This window comes from Nakamurella multipartita DSM 44233 (assembly GCF_000024365.1).
GTDB lineage: Bacteria > Actinomycetota > Actinomycetes > Mycobacteriales > Nakamurellaceae > Nakamurella > Nakamurella multipartita.
In genome coordinates this window covers 4,784,350-4,803,185 of record NC_013235.1, presented here as the reverse complement: position 1 = coordinate 4,803,185, position 18,836 = coordinate 4,784,350, and the positions used below count along the sequence as shown (strand labels likewise).

Below are 18,836 nucleotides of genomic sequence, written 5' to 3'. Positions count from 1 at the left end.
TGAAGTTGATCATGGCGTTCTCTGCTCGGCTGCCGGCGTGTCGTCGGCGAGTCGAGCAGAGAACGCCATGATCATTTCGGGGGTGTGGGACGGGGGCCGGGATCGGTGCGCTCCAGATCGGCCAGTTCCTCCCCCGGGCGCGGGGGGATGTTCTCGTCCTCTTCCAGGACACGCAGGGGCAGATCGGGCAGTCCGTCCGGTCCGACGGGGAAGTCCGGCGATGTGTTGCTGGCCATGATCGGACCTTAACGCCCCGGCTGGTCGCCGGCGGGCCGTAGACTCGACCGTTGCCCCGATCGACGGACCCCGCTCGAAGGAGGCTGTACCGAATCGAAGGAGCTCGACCGTCGTGACCTCGGACCTGTCCACGGAACTGTCCATCCGCAGTGATCTGCGCAACGTCGCCATTGTGGCGCACGTCGACCACGGCAAGACCACGCTGGTCGATGCCATGCTCTGGCAGTCCGGGGCGTTCCGGATCGGGTCGGCGCACACCGACCGGGTGATGGACTCCAACGACCTGGAGCGGGAAAAGGGCATCACCATTCTGGCCAAGAACACCGCCGTGCGGCGCGGGGACATGGTCATCAACATCGTCGACACCCCCGGCCACGCCGACTTCGGCGGTGAGGTCGAGCGCGCGCTGATGATGGTGGACGGGGTCGTGCTGCTCGTCGACGCCTCCGAGGGGCCGCTGCCGCAGACCCGGTTCGTGCTGCGCAAGGCGTTGCAGGCGCACCTGCCGGTGGTGCTGGTGGTCAACAAGACCGACCGCCCGGACTCCCGCATCGACGAGGTCGTCGACGAGACCTACGCGCTGTTCATCGACCTGGACGCGACCGACGAGCAGATCGAGTTCCCGATCGTCTACTGCGCCTCCCGGGCCGGCCGGGCCTCGCTGAACAAGCCGGCCAACGGCGAGATGCCCGACCACGAGAACCTCGACCCGCTGTTCGACACCCTGCTGGCGACCATCCCGGCGCCCAAGTACACCCCGGGCGCCCCGCTGCAGGCGCAGGTCACCAACATCGACGCCTCGCCGTTCCTGGGCCGGATCGGCATGTGCCGGGTCATCGAGGGCGTCATCACCAAGGGCCAGCAGGTGGCCTGGATGAAGGCCGACGGCACCGTCGCCCGCACCAAGATCACCGAGCTGCTGATCACCGAGGCGCTGGACCGGATCCCGGTCGAATCCGCCTACGCCGGCGACCTGATCGCGGTGGCCGGCATGGCCGACATCACCATCGGCGAGACCCTGGCCGACCCGGAGAACCCGGTCGCGCTGCCCCCGATCACCGTCGACGAGCCGGCCATCTCGATGACCGTCGGCATCAACACCTCTCCGCTGGCCGGCCGGGACGGCGGCACCAAGCTGACCGCGCGCCAGGTGAAGAACCGCCTGGATGCCGAACTGGTCGGCAACGTCTCCGTTCGCGTGCTCAACACCGAGCGTCCCGACACCTGGGAGGTGCAGGGCCGCGGCGAGCTGGCGCTGGCCATTCTGGTCGAGACGATGCGCCGGGAGGGCTTCGAGCTGACCATCGGTAAGCCGCAGGTGGTCACCAAGACCGTCGACGGCAAGGTGCACGAGCCCTACGAACGGCTCACCATCGACGTGCCCGAGGAGTACCTGGGAGCAGTCACCCAGTTGCTTGCCGTCCGCAAGGGCCGGATGGAAGGCATGACCAACCACGGCACCGGCTGGGTCCGCATGGAGTTCCACGTGCCCTCCCGCGGGCTGATCGGCTTCCGGACCGAGTTCCTGACCGACACCCGCGGCACCGGCATCGCCTCGGCGATCTTCGACGGCTACGGACCGTGGGCCGGGGCGCTGCGCGGCCGGCCGACCGGCTCGCTGGTCGCCGACCGGGCCGGCAAGGCCACCCCGTTCGCGATGTTCGCGCTGCAGGAGCGCGGCACCATGCTGATCCCGCCGACCACCGAGGTCTACGAGGGGATGATCGTCGGTGAGAATTCGCGCGCCGACGACATGGACGTCAACATCACCAAGGAAAAGAAGCTCACCAACATGCGGCAGTCCAGCGGCGACGAGCTCGTCCACCTGGTGCCGCCGCGGTCGCTCTCGCTGGAGCAGGCACTGGAGTTCTGCGCCGACGACGAGTGCGTCGAGGTCACCCCCAAGGGGGCCCGGATCCGCAAGGTCGTGCTGGCCGCCACCGACCGGGCCAAGACCCGGTCCCGGAACAAGGTCCCCGCCAGCTGAGCCGGCTCGGGCGCGGGAGTGACGGGTGAGGCCGGGTCGACGGGGCTGTCCGTAGGGTGAGCCCGTGGGGCCGGTGACGACGACGCGCGGCAACAGGGTCCGGCTGATCCTGTTCGTGCTGGCGGCGGTGCTGCTGACCGCCTGCACGCCGCCGAACCTGCCCGCGCCGATCGCGCCGACCGGCGGGTCCTCGGTGTCGAGCACCCCGCCGGCCCCCGGCACGCTGGTCGTCGGCCTGGACGGCACCGCCGGATCGATCACCGGGTTCAACCCTTACGCGATCGCCGACTACTCGCCGGCGGCCCAGGCGGTGGCCTCGCTGGTGTTGCCGTCGGCGTTCGTGATGGCCCCGGACGGGTCGATCGGCACCGCCGCTGACGTCGTGGACTGGGTCGCGGTCACCTCGTTGGAGCCGTTCACGGTCACCTACCTGCTCGACCGCAAGGCGTCCTGGTCCGACGGCACCCCGATCACCGCCGAGGACTTCTCCTACCTGCGCGACCAGCTGCTGGCACAACCGGGCACGGTCGGCTCGGCCGGCTACCGGTTGATCAGCGCGATTCGATCCCGGGACGCCGGCAAGACGGTCGAGGTCGAGTTCTCCCAGCCGTTCCCGCAGTGGCGGACCCTGTTCTCCCCGTTGCTGCCCAGCCACCTGCTCAAGGACTCGCCGGGCGGCTGGTCCTCCGCCCTGGACAGCGATCTGCCGCTGTCGGCCAACCGGTACCGGATGAGCTCCTACGACGCGGTGACCGGCCAGATCACCCTGGCCCGCAACGACAAGTACTGGGCCACGCCGCCGGGGCCGGCCGCGGTGGTGCTGCGGCTGGGCCGGCCGTCGGACCTGCTCGCCGCGTTCAACCGGGGCGACGTGCAGGCGTTGTGGTTCGCCCCTGACGCGCGTACCGCCCAGGACCTGCTCGACCAGGTGCCCGCGGACCGGCGGACCACGGTGGCCACCCCGTCCTCGATCCAACTGGTGCTCAACACCCAGCGTGGGCCCACCGCCGACCGGTCGGTGCGGACGGCGATCGCCGCCGGCCTGAACCTCGATCAGCTCTCCGCAGAGCTGACCGCCGGCTGGCCCGACGGGGGTCGCCCGGTCGCCTCCCAGGTCGCGTTGCCGGTCGAGGACGCCACCGATTCGAGCCCGCCGATCGTCACCGACGACGCGGCCGCGGCGGCCGACGACCTGGCGGCCGCGGGATATACGCGCAACGGTCTGTACGTCGCCCGGCAGGGCGAGGTCCTGCGGCTGACCCTGGGCTATCCGAGCGGTCAGCCCCGGATGGCGGCCGCCGCGCGGCAGATCCGCGACCAGCTCGGGGCGGTCGGCATCGAGGTCGACCTGCTGCCCGACGCCGCCCCCGACCTGATCGAGAACACCGTCGCCACCGGCGATCTCGATCTCGCCCTGGTCAACCTGCCACGCGGTCCGCAGGACGATGCGGCGGCCGCCACGGCGTTCGGCTGCCCCCGGACCGACCCGCGGGGTCTGGGCAGCGTGGTCACCACGACCCCCCGGGCGTCGGGGGGGACGACCGGGCCGACGACGGTGCCGACCACCGAGCCGACCACCGAGCCGACCGGCGAGGCCGGCGCAGACGGCGCCGACGGCGCGGCCGTGCGGACCGGCAACCTGTCCGGCTACTGCCAGGCCGGGACCCAGCAGAAGTTGACCGACGCGCTGACCGGCTCCGGGTCGGCCGCCGCCGCCGACCCGGCGCTGTGGGCGCAGCTGCCGGTGCTGCCGGTGGTCCAGCCGCAGGCGGTGTTCGCGGTGTCGCCGGCCCTGCAGCCGGTGCTCGACACCACCCACCCGGGCTGGTCCTGGACCGGCCCGCTGGCCGGTCTGGCGTCGTGGCCGTCGCCCTGACGCGCCGGCCTCACTCGATGGTGGCGGCCCGGTCGGATCCGTTAACGGTTGCTAACCACTCGTGATACGCTCGCCCGCGGTCGCAGTATTTCCCGTCGAAAACCAGGGCGACAGCAAGAAGCCCATGGTGGGTCAGGTCAGCGCGTGTTTTGCCTGTCCGTCGGCGGGGTACTTGGCCGCGCAGCACTTCCCCGAGCCTGGGTGGAACCGCCGATCACCCTTGGGTCACGATTCGCCAGGTTCACCATCTCGCCGAACGGTCCGCTCGTAGAGTCGTGGAATCTGACGCTGCGTGATGTCCGCGCGGGCTCGGGTGCGGTCCGGTTGAGCTGGCCGGCCGAAGTCGACAGTCGTTCCACAAGGAGGAATGTCAATGAGGAGAACTCGGGCGGTGGCCATCACCGCGCTCGCCGCAGCCACCATGGTGGTGGTCGCAGCGTGTGGGAGCAGCAGCAGTAGCTCCAGCACGACGAGCGCAACGTCGGGCGCCACCAGCGCGTCGGGCAGTTCTGCGGCCGGCGGTGGCACCTCGGGGGACTCCGGGACGATCACCTACGCGCAGGAGCAGGAGTGGTACGACTACAACTCCGGCTCCAGCTCGGGCAACGCCACGGCCAACCAGGTGGTGCTCAACCAGGTCCTGCGTGGGTTCTCCTTCGTCGACAACACCGGCACCGTGCAGATGGACGACGAGTACGGGACCATCGAGAAGCTCTCGGACAGCCCGCTGACCGTCAAGTACACCTTCAACGACAAGGCCGTCTGGTCGGACGGTCAGCCCGTCGGCTGTGCGGACTTCCTGCTGGCCTGGGCGGCCAACTCGGGCCGCTACAACAAGGACGGCACCATCAACCAGCCGGGGACGATCCCGGCCGAGCCGGCTTACATCTTCGATACCGCCTCCACCTCGGGCATCGACCAGACCCAGAAGCCGACCTGTGCCGATGGTGACAAGTCGGTCACGCTGACCTACGACAAGCCGTTCGTGGACTGGCAGGTCGCGATCGGTACCTCGGCCGGCTCCAGCATCCTGCCGGCGCACGTGGCGGCCAAGGCGGCCGGCATCGACACCGCTGGCCTGGTCAAGGCGGTCGAGACCGACGACGTCGCCACCCTGACCAAGGTTGCGGACTTCTGGAACACCGGCTGGACCCTGGACAAGGCCAAGGGCCTGCCGGACGCGACCACCATTCCCTCGGCCGGCCCGTACTACGTGGCCGCCTGGGATCCGGGTCAGTCGGTGACCCTGAAGAAGAACGACAAGTGGTGGGGCACGCCGGCCAAGACCGACACGGTCGTGATCCGGTACATCTCGCAGGACCAGCAGGTCTCCGCGCTGGCCTCCGGTGAGGTCGACGTGATCGAGCCGCAGCCGAACCCGGACGTCAACGCCGCCCTGAACAACCTGGGCAACGCGGTGAAGGCCGACTACGGCTCGCAGTTCACCTACGAGCACATGGACCTCTCGGTCAAGAACGGCTTCGCCAACGAGAAGCTGCGCGAGGCCCTGTTCAAGTGCGCCCCCCGGCAGCAGATCGTGGACAACCTGATCGTGCCGTCGAACCCGGACGCCAAGTTGCTGAACTCGCTGATGCTGATGGACTTCCAGCCCGGCTACGACCAGATCTCGCAGGCCTCGGGCTTCGCCAACTACGCCGATGTCGACATCGAAGGCGCCAAGGCGGCGTACGCGGCCTCCGGCGAGGCGCAGGGCAAGACCATCCGGGTCATCCACATCGATCCGAACCCGCGGCGGACCAACGAGGTCGCGTTGCTCAAGGCCAGCTGCGACCCGGTGGGCTTCAACATCCAGGACGTGCCGCTGTCCAGCGACAAGTTCGGGCCGACCCTGTCCGCCGGTGACTACGACATCGCGCTGTTCGCGTGGGCCGGCTCGGGTCTGCTGGGCTCGATCCCCTCGGAGTACCTGTCCACCGGTGGCCAGAACTACTCCGGCTGGAACGACGCGCAGATGGACCAGGCCCTCAACAGCCTGGCCACGCTGACCGATACCTCGAAGGCCCTTCCGCTGTTGACCACGGTCGACCAGCGGCTGGCGGCCAACTACTACTCCTTCCCGATCTTCACCTTCCCGGGAGTGGTGGCCATGAAGTCGAACATCGAAGGTCCGGTGCTCAACGCCACGCAGACCCAGGCCACCTGGAACATGCAGGACTGGGCGCGCACCGGCTGATGATTTCGTCGGTCGGGCGGCCCGCCGCCCGACCGGACGATGGGCCGATGACCGGTCGATCGTCCTGATTGGCACGACCTCGGTCCAGGGATCACACTGATCCCGACGCCGAACTCGCGACGGGCCGGGAGAGTCCCGACTCTCCCGGCCCGTCGTCGTTCCCGGATAGTGGTGCGCCGGCCGCCGCGGCCCACCACGCCCGACGCCGACGGGTAGGAGGCACACCGTGGCATCGTTCATCGTCAGGCGATTCCTGATATCAATCCTGGTCCTACTGGCCGCCACGTTCATCGTGTACGTGCTGGTGGCCAACGCCGGGGATCCCCGGTCCTCGCTGTACGAGTCGACCGACCCGGGCAAGGCGGTCAAGATCGCCGCGATGACCCGGAACCTGAGCCTGGACGTCCCCGTCATCCCGCGGTATTTCGCCTGGCTGGGCGGGGCCCTGGGCTGCTTCGTGGGCAACTGCGACCTGGGCAACACGGCCACCGGGGCACCGGTGATCGGTGGCCTGACCGTGGCGATCGGCTCAACGCTGCGCCTGGTGGTCTTCGCCCTGGTCATCGCCGTCGTGCTGGGCGTGGCCGTCGGCATGGTCACCGCCCTGCGCCAGTACTCCGGCCTGGACTACTCGGTCACCTTCCTGGCCTTCCTGTTCTTCTCGCTCCCGGTCTTCTGGATCGCCGTGCTGATGAAGCAGTTCCTGGCGATCAAGTTCAACAGCTGGCTGCAGGATCCATCGATCCCACCCTGGGTGATCGTGGTCAGCGCGGTGGTGGCCGGTCTGCTGGCGGCCGGCATCGTCGGCGGCGACCGTCGCCAGCGGTTGCTTTCGGCCGCCATCGGGGCCGCTGTCGTGGCGGTGATCATGATCGGCCTGAGCGTGACCGACTGGTTCGCCGCGCCGGGCATCGGGCCGGTGCTGATGATCATCATGTCGGCCCTGACCGCGCTGGCCTCGACCGCCCTGATCTCCGGTCTGCGCTCGCGCCTGGTGTTGCTGTCGACCGGAATCACCGCCCTGGTCGGCGTGATCAGCTATTTCGCGCTGGACTCGCTGCTGGCCGACCCGAGCCTGACGTTGCTGCTCGGCCTGCTCGTGCTGGCCCTGGTGATCGGAGCGGCGATCGGCGCCGGAGTGGGCGGGCTGTGGCGCTCGCAGGCGATCCGCGCCTCGATGCTGACTGCCTTCGGGTGCTCCCTGCTGGTGTTCACCAGCCACCTGTTGGACGCCGTGCCGGCCTACTCGGCGAAGGTGAACGGCGTGGTCATCGCGACCATCGGCGCGACCACCCCGAACTTCCAGGGTGACTTCTGGGAGACCACGCTCGATCAGCTGGGTCACCTGATTCTGCCGACCGTGGCGATCGTGCTCATCTCGATCGCGTCCTACACCCGGTACACCCGCTCCTCGATGCTCGAGGTGATGAATGCGGACTACATCCGGACCGCCCGAGCCAAGGGGCTGACCGAGCGAACTGTGGTGGTGCGGCACGGTTTCCGCAACGCAATGATTCCGATCACGACCATCGTGGCGCTGGATATCGGCGGCCTGATCGGCGGCGCGATCATCACTGAGACGGTGTTCGGCTGGTCCGGCATGGGCAAGTACTTCAACGACGCGCTCAAGATTCCCGATGCGAACGCGGTGATGGGCTTCTTCCTGGTCACCGGGATCGCGATCGTGCTGGCCAACATGTGCGCCGACATCGCCTACGGGTTCCTCGATCCAAGGATTCGACTCTCATGAGCAGCACCGATTCCAAGCCGGTCGACGAGCCGGTACCGGCCTCCGAACCCGTTTCCTCCCCGGTTCCGCCCACACCGCCGCGCAAGCCGGACGCCACCGGCACGGCCGCGCAGGGCATGGCGATCGTGGCCCGCACCCAGGGGCAGCTGGTCCGGCGCCGATTCTTCCGGCACAAGGCCGCGATGATTTCGCTGACCCTGCTGATCCTGGTGATTCTGCTGGCCTTCACCTCGATCGGCATCGCCGGCATCCCGGGCTGGTGGATCTACGACTACACGACACCCGGGGTGGTGGTGAATCGAGGCGCCCCCACGCTCAGCCTGCTGCCGACATTCCTGGGCGGCGAGGGGTTCCATATCGGCCTGCACCCGTTCGGCCAGGACGACCTGGGTCGCGACTACTTCGCCCTGACCATGCGCGGGGCCCAGATCTCGATCATGATCGCGTTCGTCGTCGGTATCGTGAGCACGGTCATCGGCGTGGCCATCGGGGCGATCTCCGGCTACTACGGCCGCTGGGTCGAGGGCACGCTGATGCGCTTCACCGACGTCATGATCACCATCCCGGTGCTGGTGATCGCCGCGGTGCTGGGCCAGCGGTTCGGTGGCTCGGGTCCGCTGGTGCTGGCCATCGTGCTGGGCTGCGTGCTGTGGACCTCGCTGGCCCGCCTGGTCCGCGGCGAGTTCCTCTCGTTGCGGGAGAAGGAATTCGTCGAGGCGGCCCGGGCCCTGGGCGCCAAGCCCCGGCGGATCATCTTCAAGCACATTCTGCCGAACACGGTCGGGGTGATCACGGTGGCCGCCACGCTGGCCATCGCGACCGCGATCCTGCTGGAGACCTCGCTGTCCTACCTTGGTTTCGGCGTCCGTGCGCCGGACACCTCCCTGGGCCTGCTGGTCTCGACCTACCAGAATGCGTTCGCCACCCGGCCGTGGCTGTTCTGGTGGCCCGGCCTGTTCATCATCATCATCGCCTTGTCCATCAACTTCATCGGCGACGGCTTGCGGGATGCGTTCGACCCGCGGCAGAACCGGGTGCGTGCCTGATGACCGTTCCTCCGACCACCCCGCCGAACCAGACGCCCGGTGGCAGCCTGTACGGCCCGGCCGCCCTCGAGGCGCCCGAGCTGTACGAGGTCTACGAACCCTCGACCGGGGCCGAGGTCCAACCCCGGCATGCCGCCCATCTGGGTGAGGTCGGCTCGACCGAGGTGCTCCGGGTGGACAACCTGACGGTCGGGTTCCCGACCGACGACGGGCTGGTCCAGGCCGTCCGCGGGGTCTCCTACCGGCTGCACGAGCGGGAGGTGCTCGGCATCGTCGGCGAGTCCGGCTCCGGCAAGTCGGTCTCGTCCATGGCGGTGATGGGGCTGCTGCCCAAGAGCGCGCGGATCACCGGCACGATCTCCTTCCGGGGGCAGGACGTGCTCTCGATGAGCAAGGCGCAGCAGCGCTCGCTGCGCGGGCGCAAGATCGCGATGATCTTCCAGGACCCGATGACGGCGATGAACCCCGTCTACACCATCGGGTTCCAGCTCGCCGAGGCCGTGCTGTCGCACGAGATGATGTCCAAGAAGAACGCGATGGCCCGGGCGGAGGAGATGCTCGCGCTGGTCGGCATCCCGCAGCCCAAGGAGCGGCTCAACTCCTACCCGCACGAGTTCTCCGGCGGCATGCGGCAGCGGGCGATGATCGCCATGGCCGTCATCAACAATCCCGACGTGATCATCGCCGACGAGCCGACCACCGCGCTGGACGTCACCGTGCAGGCGCAGATCCTGGAAAAGCTGATGGAGGTCAAGGACGCGTTCAACGCGGCGATCATCCTGATCACCCACGACCTGGGTGTCGTCGCCGGCATGACCCATCGCACGCTGGTGATGTATGCCGGACGTCCGGTCGAGCTCGGGGCCACCGACACCGTCTTCTACCACCCCCGGATGCCCTACACCGCCGGGCTTCTCGGATCGATCCCGACGGCCGGGGACACCGGACGGCTACGACCGATTACCGGCGCGCCGCCGTCCCTGATCAACCTGCCGACCGGGTGCCCGTTCTCGCCGCGGTGCCCGCTGGCCACCGATGTCTGCCATGAGGTCGAGCCCACCCTGGCCCCGACCGACACCGAGGATCACGACGCGGCCTGCCATCACTGGGATCAGTTGGCGGCGGCGCCCGATGCCACGGCGTTCTTCCACACCGAGAGCGAGGCCCGGCGATGAGCACGACCCCGCCGGCGGCCGCCCCGGCCGACGAGCACCTGCTGCAGGTCACCGACCTGGTCAAGGAATTTCCGATCAAGGGCGGCGGCGTGATCCGCCGGGTGGTCGGCAAGGTGCAGGCCGTCTCGTCGGTGTCGCTGCACCTGGATGCCGGCGAAACGCTGGGTGTGGTCGGCGAATCCGGGTGCGGCAAGTCGACCACCGGTCGGGCCATCCTGCAGCTGCACAAGCCGACGTCCGGCTCGGTGCGCTTTCGCGGCAAGGAACTGACCACGATGGGCGCGGAGGAGCTGCGCGTCGTCCGGCGCGATCTGCAGATCGTCTTTCAGGACCCGTACGCCTCGCTGAACCCCAAGATGCCGGTCAACGACATCATCGCCGAGGCCTACAAGATTCACGGGATGTGGAGCAAGGACGGCCTGGCCCGGGTGGGTGAGCTGCTGCGGTTGGTCGGCCTGTCGCCCGAGCACGGCAACCGCTACCCGCATGAGTTCTCCGGCGGCCAGCGGCAGCGCATCGGCATTGCCCGAGCCCTCGCGCTGGAGCCGGACGTGCTGATCCTGGACGAGCCGGTCTCCGCGCTGGACGTCTCGGTGCAGGCCGGGGTGGTCAACCTGCTGGAGGACCTGCAGGACACCCTGGGCCTGGCCTACTTCTTCGTCGCGCACGATCTGTCGATCGTCCGGCACATCTCGGACCGGATCGCGGTGATGTACCTGGGCAAGATCGTGGAGACCGGGTCGCGCGACGACGTCTACCAGCGGCCGACCCACCCGTACACGGTGGCGCTGCTGTCCGCGGCGCCCGAGGCCGACCCGAACTCCGAGCGGGTCCGCGAGCGCATCATGCTGACCGGGGACGTGCCGAGCCCGCTCAATCCGCCTTCCGGCTGCCGGTTCCGCACCCGCTGTTGGAAGGCTCAGGAGATCTGCGCCGCCGAGGAACCGCTGCCGGTCGACCACGGGTCCGGGCATTTGGTGGCCTGCCACTTCCCGGTGACCGACCCGGCGGCGGAGACGGCGAATGCGGCTCGGCACGTCGCCGGATCGGCGGCCTGACCGCACGCCCTGCCCGCCCGGACGGGGTCCCGCGTGTACGTTGCCGACGTGCCTGCCCGCCTGCTTGCCGTCCACGCGCATCCCGACGACGAGTCGCTGACCATGGCCGGCACGCTGGCCGGGGCGGCCCTGGCCGGTGCCGAGGTCACTCTGGTCACCGCCACCCTCGGCGAGGAGGGGGAGGTGATCGGCGACGAGCTGCAGGGCCTGATCGCCGCCCGGGCCGACCAGCTCGGCGGGTACCGGCTGACCGAGCTGGCGGCCGCCGGCGCGGCGCTGGGCGTGCGGGAACGGGTCATGCTCGGTGGGCTGGGCGCGTTCCGGGACTCCGGCATGGCCGGCACACCGTCGGCCGAGCATCCGCGGGCGTTCATCCGGGCGCAGCGCGGCGGCCCCGACCATGATCGGGCGGCCCGGGCGCTGGCCCGGGAGATCGACCGGGTCCGCCCACATGTGCTGCTCACCTACGACGAGGACGGCGGCTACGGCCATCCCGACCACGTGGCCGTGCATCAGGTCGTGCTGGCCGCGCTGCCGTTGGCCGCCTGGCCGGTGCCCCGGGTGCTGGCGGTGATCCGCCCCCGGACGGTCACCCAGGCCGATTTCGCAGCGCTGACGACCCCGCCCGGGTATCTGGCCGCGGCGGCCGACGAGGTCGGGTTCCTGGCGGCCGACGACTCGGTCGCGGTGGCCGTGCCCGTCACCGCGGCCGCCGCGCGGCGTCGCGCCGCGCTGGCCGCGCACGCCACCCAGGTCGAGCTGCTGCCCGGCGAGGTGTTCGCCCTGTCCAATCGGATTGCCCAGCCGCTGCCCGCGGCCGAGTACTTCCGGGTGCTGGCCGGCTCGCCGGTCCCGGTCGGGCCGGACTGGACGGTGCCGGCCGACGTGGCCGCCGGGCTGGACCTGGACCGGTGACGCCGGGCGCCCCGGATCACCGCGCTGATCCAAGGACGGTTGAAACCGACAAATCCGGCGCGGATCCGGCACTTGGATCAGCGCGGTCGGTGCGCCGCGGCGAGCTGATCGACTGGGTGCTGGTGGCCTTGATCACACTGCTGGCCGGCTGGACGGCGGTGGTCGGGGTGGCGTTCCTGCCCTGGCATCTGGGCGCCGTGCCGATGCCGGTGAGCGCCCTGCTCGGGGTGGCCGCGATGATCCTGGGTCCACGGGCGGCCTACGCCCTGACCGGGTCGTTGGTCGCCGCCGCGCTGCCGGTGGCGTCGTGGTTCCTGGTGTCGGTCTGGCTGGTCCTGCTGCGCAATCCGATGATGCCCACGCAGGCGGTGAGCGTGGTGCAGGGGCAGTGGCGGGTGATGGTGCTGCTGGGGCTCGGCTCGCTGGCCGGGGCGGCCACGCTCACGCTGCTGTGGGCCGATCGCACCCAGGCCCGCTACGCCGCCCGGCGAGCCGGACCGGACGCCCCCGCGCCGCCGACCGGCGCCGGGTCGGGATCGGTTGAACCGGACGAACCGCCCGCCCGCCCGCGGTAAGGCCGCGCGTCGAGCCCGGCCGCGTACATGGCACGCCCGTGCGGGGGTGATACTTGTCGGTGCCCATCGGCGGCTACCGCGCCCGCTGAGACTGAGCTGGAGAACCGAAGTGACCTATGTGATCGCCGAGCCCTGTGTCGACGTGCTTGACCGCGCCTGCGTCGAGGAGTGTCCGGTCGACTGCATCTACGAGGGCGGCCGGATGTTGTACATCCACCCGGACGAGTGCGTGGACTGCGGCGCGTGCGAACCGGTCTGTCCGGTCGAGGCCATCTTCTACGAGGACGACGTCCCCGCCGAGTGGGCCGACTACACCCGGGCCAACGTGGACTTCTTCGACGACCTGGGCTCGCCCGGCGGCGCGTCCAAGACCGGCAAGGTGGCCAAGGACGATCCGATGGTCGCGGCCCTGCCGCCCATGGGGGAGGACCACTGAGCGGGTCGGACGATCGCCCGGCCGCCGGCTCGGCGTCGTCCGCCGCATCAAGCACGTCCTCGGGTCTGCGCCAGCCGGCCCCGGTCAACCGGCTGCCCGAGTTCCCCTGGGACAGCTTGTTGCCGGCCCGCCGACGGGCCGCCGAGCATCCGGACGGCATGGTCGACCTGTCGATCGGCACCCCGGTGGACCGGGTCCCGCTGCCGATCCGGCGAGCATTGGCCGACGGCTCCGAGGCTCCCGGGTACCCCACCGTGCACGGCACGGCCGCCGTCCGCACGGCCTACACCGGCTGGCTGGAGCGGGCGCACGGGGTGAGCGGGCTGGACCCGGCCGACGTGATGCCGACCATCGGGTCCAAGGAGTTCGTCGCCGCCCTGCCCACCCTGTTGGGCCTGCGCTCCGGCGACACCGTGGTCATCCCGGAACTGGCCTACCCGACGTACGAGATCGGCGCCATCATGGCCGGCGCCACCGTGCTGCGGTCCGACTCGCTCACCGCACTCGGACCGGAGCGGGTCGCCCTGCTGTGGCTGAACTCGCCGTCCAATCCGACCGGCAAGGTCCTGCCGGTCGAGCACCTGGCCAAGGTCGTGGCCTGGGCCCGCTCCCGGGGCACCGTCGTCGCCTCCGACGAGTGCTACATCGACCTGGGCTGGGAGTCCACGCCGGTCTCGATCCTGCACCCGGAGGTCAGCGGGGGAGACCACACCGGTCTGCTCGCGGTGCACTCGCTGTCCAAACGGTCCAACATGGCCGGCTACCGGGCCGGTTTCGTCTCCGGTGACCCGACCATCGTCGCCTCGCTGGTCGCCGCGCGTCGGCATCTCGGGGCGATGGTGCCGGCCCCCGTGCAGGCCGCCGCGCAGGCCGCGTTGGACGACGACGCGCACGTGCTGGCCCAGCGCAGCCGTTACGGGCACCGCCGGGAGATCCTGCGCGAGGCGCTGGACCGGGCCGGCTTCCAGGTCGCCTCCGAGGCCGGCCTGTACCTGTGGTGCACCCGGGGCGAGCCGGCGATGCGCACCGTCGACTGGTTCGCCGAGCGCGGCATCCTGGTCGGCCCGGGCACCGTCTACGGGCACGCCGGGATGAACCACGTCCGGGTCGCGCTGACCGCGCCGGACGACCACGTCGCCGCCGTTGCCGAGCGCCTGGAGCGTCGCGGCCGCCGCTAACCCGGCCCCACGCCGTACGGGAGGTCCGCACCCGAGCCCTGGTCCGGCCGCCGACTTGCCTCAAACGCACCGCCGAACGCGGTCCAGCGGTGCGGGTGAGGCCAGTCGACGCAAGGTGGGCCCGCGCCGGGCGCGGTTGCCCCAGGATGAGCCAGGTCAGTCCGGGAAGGCTTTGCGGGCGGCCTCTTCGGCGCGCTTCCAGGCCGCCGGGTAGGCGGCGCGGGCGGCCACCCGACGTTCGCGGCAGCCCTGGATCACCCGGCCGGCGGCGATGCCGGCGTGTGGATCGCCGACCTCGTCGACCAGCTCCCGCAGCCGATCCTCCAGCACGCAGGCGTCCTGATGGTCGCCCAGCACCTCCTGCAGCCCGGCCAGGGCCTCCAGGAACGCGCTGATGTCGCCCTTGCTGGGCAGCAACTCGGCCGCGTAGCGGGAGCGCTTGCCGTAGATCCGCAGCTCGTGCAGCTCGTCGTTGGGCGGGTTCTTGCCGAAGGTCCGGTGCAGCTTGGTGCGGGCCTTGCGCAGGGTGCGCCATTCGCCGGCGGCCAGCTCGTGCAGGTCGGCCCAGGGATCGGCGACGGGCGGCTGGGCGGCCGCCTCCTGCAGTTCGGTGAGCAGGGCCTGGTAGGACGGGTCGTCCAGCTCGGTGACCAGCCGGTCCCGGCCGGCGATGCGTTCGGTCTCCAGCCGGCTGATCAGGTGTTCCAGGGCGCCGGTGTCGGGGTCGCCGAGCAGCGCGGCCTCCTGGTGCAGCCGGTCGATCATCACGTCGTGATCGCGGATGACGCCCAGGGTGCCGGCCAGCTCGCGCACATCGTTGCGCAGCCGGTCGGTGGCCACCCGGTCCAGCGCCGGTCGGGCGGCTTTGAGGTAGGCGCGCACCCGGCGGGTGGCGACCCGCATCTTGTGCACGTCCTCGATGTCGCCGCCGCGGCGGCTGCCGTCCTCGTGCGCCTTGATGTCGGCGACCGCCTTGCCCAGCACCGGTCCGATCGAGTCGGCGATCTCGGTCGGGATCAGGCCCGGGCGGCGGGGCGCCGGCCGGGGCGGGGGCGCGGTGACCGGATGCTCCAGACCGTCCAGGTCGGTGCCACCGTCGCCGAGGGCCGGCGCCGTAGCATCGGCCGGCGGGGCGGGCGGCGGGTTCGCGGTGGCGGCCTTGGCCGGCCCCTTCTTGGCCCGGCCCTTGCCGTTTCGCTTGGGGCTGTCGTGCAGCGCGGCGTCGGTGAACATGTCCTGGTGCACGATCGGTGCCGGCCGCGGCACTGCGCGAGTTCGGGGAGGCACCGAGGAATTATCGCGCACGGCGGCGGGACCACGGCCCTGACCCGCCGGACGGCCCGATCGGGACCCGGCCACTACTGGGCGTGCAGGCTGGCGTTGAGCCCGCCCCAGGACCCCGCCCGCGGCACGGCCTCGACGCCACCGGTCAGCGAGTTGCGCCGGAACAGCAGGCCGGACGCGCCGGAGAGCTCCCGGGCCTTGACCGTCCGCTGCTCGCCCTCGGCGATCAGGGTGAGCTTGGTGCCCGCGGTCAGGTAGAGCCCGGCCTCGACCACGCACTCGTCGCCCAGGGAGATGCCGACCCCGGAGTTCGCGCCGAGCAGGCAGTGCGCACCGATGGTGACCTGCTCCTTGCCGCCGCCGGACAGGGTGCCCATGATCGACGCGCCGCCGCCGACGTCGCTGCCGTCGCCGACCAGCACGCCCTGCGAGATCCGTCCCTCGACCATCGAGGTGCCGATGGTGCCGGCGTTGAAGTTGCAGAAACCCTCGTGCATGACGGTGGTCCCGGCGGCCAGGTGGGCGCCCAGCCGCACCCGGTCCGCGTGGGCGATCCGCACGCCGGCGGGCACCACGTAGTCGGTCATCCGCGGGAACTTGTCCACCCCGAACACCGACAGCCGCAGCCCGGCCTCCAGTGCCCGGAGCCGGACGCGTTCGACGTCCTCCGGCGGCACCGGGCCCAGCGAGGTCCACGCGTTGTTCGGCAGGACGGCGAAGATGCCGTCCAGGTTGATGGTGCGGGGCCGGACCAGCCGGGCCGAGAGCAGGTGCAGCCGCAGGTAGGCGTCGGCGGTGTCGGTCGGCGCGTCGGCCAGCGAGGCGATCCGGGTCTGCACGACCTGCAGCGTGACGTCCCGCAGGTCGTCGGTCCGCTCGGCCAACCGGAGCTCGGGCTGCTCGGTCAGGGGCGCGCCGGGCTCGGTGACGAGCAGGCCGGGAGCCGGGTACCAGACGTCCAGCACGGTGCCGTCGGCGGTCACGGTGGCCAGGCCGGTGCCGAAGGCGCCGCCCTGGACGGTGCTCGGCTGGGGATTCGAATCGGAGATCGCGGGTGCAGCGGTCATGGGCAGGAGCCTATCGGCCGGCGAACCGGGTTCGGTCCGGCCGGCTGGTCACGCATCCTGAGCGGCCCGATCCGCCGCTGTCAAGGCGGTGCCCGATATCGGTGGACAACTGGGTGGGTTGCCGGCTCCCGGTGGCGATCGACCGGCCAGTTGTCCACATTTGCGCCGGCCCCGTTGCCCGGCGGCCCGGCCGGGACCACCGTGACCGGATGACCCATCGCACCGAGGACGACGGCGAGATCGTGAGCCGGACGGCGCTGCTGGATCGGGGCCTGTCGGACGGCCAGATCCGCCGGGCCCGCGAACGGGGTGAGCTGGTCGCGTTGCTGCCGGGCCTGTACCTGCGGGGCGAGGGACCGGTGCGACTGGACCCGGCGAGCCGCCACCGGGCGCGGTTGACGACCGTGATCGCCTGCCTGGCCGGGGAACCGGTGGTCAGCCACGTCTCGGCCGCGATCGTGCACGGACTGCCCTTCGGTCACAGCGAGATTCCGCCGCTGCACGTCACCCGGTGGGAGCCGGGCCGGGCCCGGCCGGGCGCCCCCGTGCGGGTCCATCGGGCGGCGCTGGAGCCGGCCGAGGTGGTCGATCTGGGCGGGGTGCGGGTCACCTCCCCCGAACGGACGGTCGTGGACTGCGCCCTGAGCCTGCCGTTCGACCATGCGGTGGTGGTGGCCGACGCGGCCCTGCGCCGCGGCCTGGTCACCCGCCGCTCCCTGCAGGACCAACTGGCCCGCCGGGATCGGGTTCCCGGCCGGCGGCGGGCCGGGGCGGTGCTGGCCTTCGCCGACCCCCGCAGCCGCGGGCCCGGCGAATCGTTCAGCCGGGTGCTGCTGCACCGGTGGGGGTTTGCCGTCGCGGACCTGGCCGTGCCGGTGCCGGACCAGCGCGGTCGGCCGGTCGGCGTGTTCGCCTTCCGGTTCGCCGGCCACCGGGTGGTGGGTGAGTTCCTCGAGCAAGCCCCCGATTCCAGCGCCGGCACTGGCTCGGGGCCGGAGGAGACCGAGCTGGCCGTGCGGGCGGCCGGCTGGCGGCTGGTGCGATGGTCCTGGCCGGAGCTGCGCTCGCCCGAGCCGTGGGTGCACCGATTGCGCCTGGAGTTGGCGCGGGTGGCGCCGTGAGCGGCCCGAGGTCAGGGAGCGACGGTGATCTCGACGACGCCGGCCGGCTGGGCCTGGTCGTCGGAGTGCCAGGCGTGGTCGGTCCAGGTCTGCTGGTCGACGCTGACGTCGGAGATGCCCATGCCGGTGGCGTGGGCGACGGCCCAGGCCGCCAGGGCCCGCCCGGCCTGGTCGTCGGGCAACCCGGTCAGCGCGATCGCCACGCTGGCGGTGCGGCCCTCGTCGTCGACCTCGCGCACGGTGATGCCGCCCAGTTCGGCCGCGGCCGCGGCCAGCGCCGCGGTCAGCTGGGGCGAGGCGTCCTCGGTACCGGGCGGGGCCGTGCGGTCGGGGGCCAGCGCGGTGGGCCGGCGGCCGCCGGCGGCGCAGTTCAGCGCCAACGGACTGGCCCCGGACAGGCTGCGCACCAGCGTCGTGGCCTGCGGCTCCCACTTGGCGTAGGCATCCGGATGGGCCGACTGCTGCACCTTCTGCGCGGCCTCGGTCAGCGGCAGGGACGGCCAGCCGTCGACCTCGAGCAACGCGTCGTAGAACTTCCCGGCCGCGTAGATCGGGTCCAGGATCTGCTCCTTGGTGCCCCACCCCTGCGAGGGCCGCTGCTGGAACAGGCCGACCGAATCCCGATCCCCGTCGTCCCGGTTGCGCAGGCTGGATTCCTGGTAGGCGGTGGCCACCGCGATGATCCGGCCGCGCTCGGAGATGCCGCGGGACAGCCCGACCGCGTTGATGGTGGAGGCGTGGTGCAGCTGGGCCACCGTCAGCTCGACGGCCGGCGAGGACGCCCCGTCGACGCTCACCCCGGGGACGGTGCACTCGGCGCCGCCGGCGGCGTCGTTCTGGCGCCAGAGCACCACCCCGGCCGTGATCGCCACCGCGAGCAGGACGATCACGACGCCGATGATCAGGCTGTACTTCACGGACTTACGCATCAACCCCG

The 18,836-nt window shown here is 71.0% G+C and carries 16 protein-coding genes; 12 read left to right on the top strand and 4 right to left on the bottom strand.

The window, feature by feature from the left end; translation table 11 throughout:
- Positions 1 to 71: 71 nt before the first annotated feature.
- Positions 72 to 236 (bottom strand): hypothetical protein, encoded by a 165-nt coding sequence (locus NAMU_RS30115; RefSeq protein ID WP_015749430.1) that lies wholly within the window; start codon positions 234 to 236, stop codon positions 72 to 74.
- 113 nt (positions 237 to 349) lie between these two features.
- Here NAMU_RS30115 and typA point away from each other — a divergent pair, with 113 nt between their 5' ends.
- From typA to dapC, 11 genes are all read left to right on the top strand, one after another.
- On the top strand, positions 350 to 2,224 hold the full coding sequence (gene typA, locus NAMU_RS21420) for a translational GTPase TypA (protein ID WP_015749429.1): 1,875 nt from the start codon (positions 350 to 352) through the stop codon (positions 2,222 to 2,224).
- A gap of 73 nt (positions 2,225 to 2,297) precedes the next feature.
- A complete protein-coding gene (locus NAMU_RS21415) occupies positions 2,298 to 4,100 on the top strand; it encodes an ABC transporter substrate-binding protein (RefSeq protein WP_138180386.1) in 1,803 nt (600 codons plus the stop codon).
- 373 nt (positions 4,101 to 4,473) lie between these two features.
- Positions 4,474 to 6,294, top strand: coding sequence for an ABC transporter family substrate-binding protein (locus tag NAMU_RS21410; protein ID WP_015749427.1), 1,821 nt, complete (start codon positions 4,474 to 4,476; stop codon positions 6,292 to 6,294).
- Between the two features lie 226 nt (positions 6,295 to 6,520).
- A complete protein-coding gene (locus tag NAMU_RS21405) occupies positions 6,521 to 8,044 on the top strand; it encodes an ABC transporter permease (RefSeq protein WP_015749426.1) in 1,524 nt (507 codons plus the stop codon).
- Positions 8,041 to 9,090 carry an ABC transporter permease gene (locus NAMU_RS21400; protein WP_015749425.1) on the top strand — a complete coding sequence of 350 codons (1,050 nt, stop codon included), beginning with the start codon at positions 8,041 to 8,043 and terminating at the stop codon, positions 9,088 to 9,090. Before NAMU_RS21405 ends, NAMU_RS21400 begins: the two co-directional genes overlap by 4 nt.
- A complete protein-coding gene (locus NAMU_RS21395; protein ID WP_015749424.1) occupies positions 9,090 to 10,265 on the top strand; it encodes an ABC transporter ATP-binding protein in 1,176 nt (391 codons plus the stop codon). Before NAMU_RS21400 ends, NAMU_RS21395 begins: the two co-directional genes overlap by 1 nt.
- The gene (locus NAMU_RS21390; RefSeq protein ID WP_015749423.1) at positions 10,262 to 11,323 is read left to right on the top strand and encodes an ABC transporter ATP-binding protein; all 1,062 of its coding nucleotides are present in this window, start codon (positions 10,262 to 10,264) and stop codon (positions 11,321 to 11,323) included. The genes NAMU_RS21395 and NAMU_RS21390 overlap by 4 nt, the downstream gene beginning before the upstream one ends.
- A 48-nt stretch (positions 11,324 to 11,371) precedes the next feature.
- On the top strand, positions 11,372 to 12,238 hold the full coding sequence (gene mshB / locus NAMU_RS21385) for an N-acetyl-1-D-myo-inositol-2-amino-2-deoxy-alpha-D-glucopyranoside deacetylase (RefSeq protein WP_086008643.1): 867 nt from the start codon (positions 11,372 to 11,374) through the stop codon (positions 12,236 to 12,238).
- A gap of 89 nt (positions 12,239 to 12,327) precedes the next feature.
- On the top strand, positions 12,328 to 12,813 hold the full coding sequence (locus NAMU_RS27720) for a hypothetical protein (RefSeq protein ID WP_015749421.1): 486 nt from the start codon (positions 12,328 to 12,330) through the stop codon (positions 12,811 to 12,813).
- Positions 12,814 to 12,922: 109 nt separating this feature from the next.
- Positions 12,923 to 13,249, top strand: a complete 327-nt coding sequence (gene fdxA / locus NAMU_RS30660) for a ferredoxin (RefSeq protein WP_015749420.1) — start codon at positions 12,923 to 12,925, stop codon at positions 13,247 to 13,249.
- 65 nt (positions 13,250 to 13,314) lie between these two features.
- The gene (dapC, locus tag NAMU_RS21370; RefSeq protein ID WP_041371239.1) at positions 13,315 to 14,427 is read left to right on the top strand and encodes a succinyldiaminopimelate transaminase; all 1,113 of its coding nucleotides are present in this window, start codon (positions 13,315 to 13,317) and stop codon (positions 14,425 to 14,427) included.
- A 156-nt stretch (positions 14,428 to 14,583) separates the two neighbouring features.
- Here dapC and NAMU_RS21365 read toward each other — a convergent pair whose 3' ends face one another.
- Together NAMU_RS21365 and dapD are read right to left on the bottom strand one after the other, a co-directional pair.
- Positions 14,584 to 15,714: a CHAD domain-containing protein gene (locus tag NAMU_RS21365; protein ID WP_138180384.1), complete on the bottom strand. Its 1,131-nt coding sequence runs from the start codon at positions 15,712 to 15,714 to the stop codon at positions 14,584 to 14,586.
- 71 nt (positions 15,715 to 15,785) lie between these two features.
- On the bottom strand, positions 15,786 to 16,778 hold the full coding sequence (dapD, locus tag NAMU_RS21360) for a 2,3,4,5-tetrahydropyridine-2,6-dicarboxylate N-succinyltransferase (RefSeq protein WP_015749417.1): 993 nt from the start codon (positions 16,776 to 16,778) through the stop codon (positions 15,786 to 15,788).
- Positions 16,779 to 16,987: 209 nt separating this feature from the next.
- On the opposite strand from dapD, the gene NAMU_RS21355 reads away from it, so the two are divergent.
- Entirely contained in the window at positions 16,988 to 17,899 is a 912-nt protein-coding gene (locus tag NAMU_RS21355; RefSeq protein ID WP_015749416.1) for a type IV toxin-antitoxin system AbiEi family antitoxin domain-containing protein, read from the top strand.
- An 11-nt stretch (positions 17,900 to 17,910) separates the two neighbouring features.
- Here NAMU_RS21355 and NAMU_RS21350 read toward each other — a convergent pair whose 3' ends face one another.
- Complete coding sequence (locus NAMU_RS21350; RefSeq protein ID WP_015749415.1) at positions 17,911 to 18,828, bottom strand: hypothetical protein; 918 nt, start codon at positions 18,826 to 18,828, stop codon at positions 17,911 to 17,913.
- Positions 18,829 to 18,836: the final 8 nt, after the last annotated feature.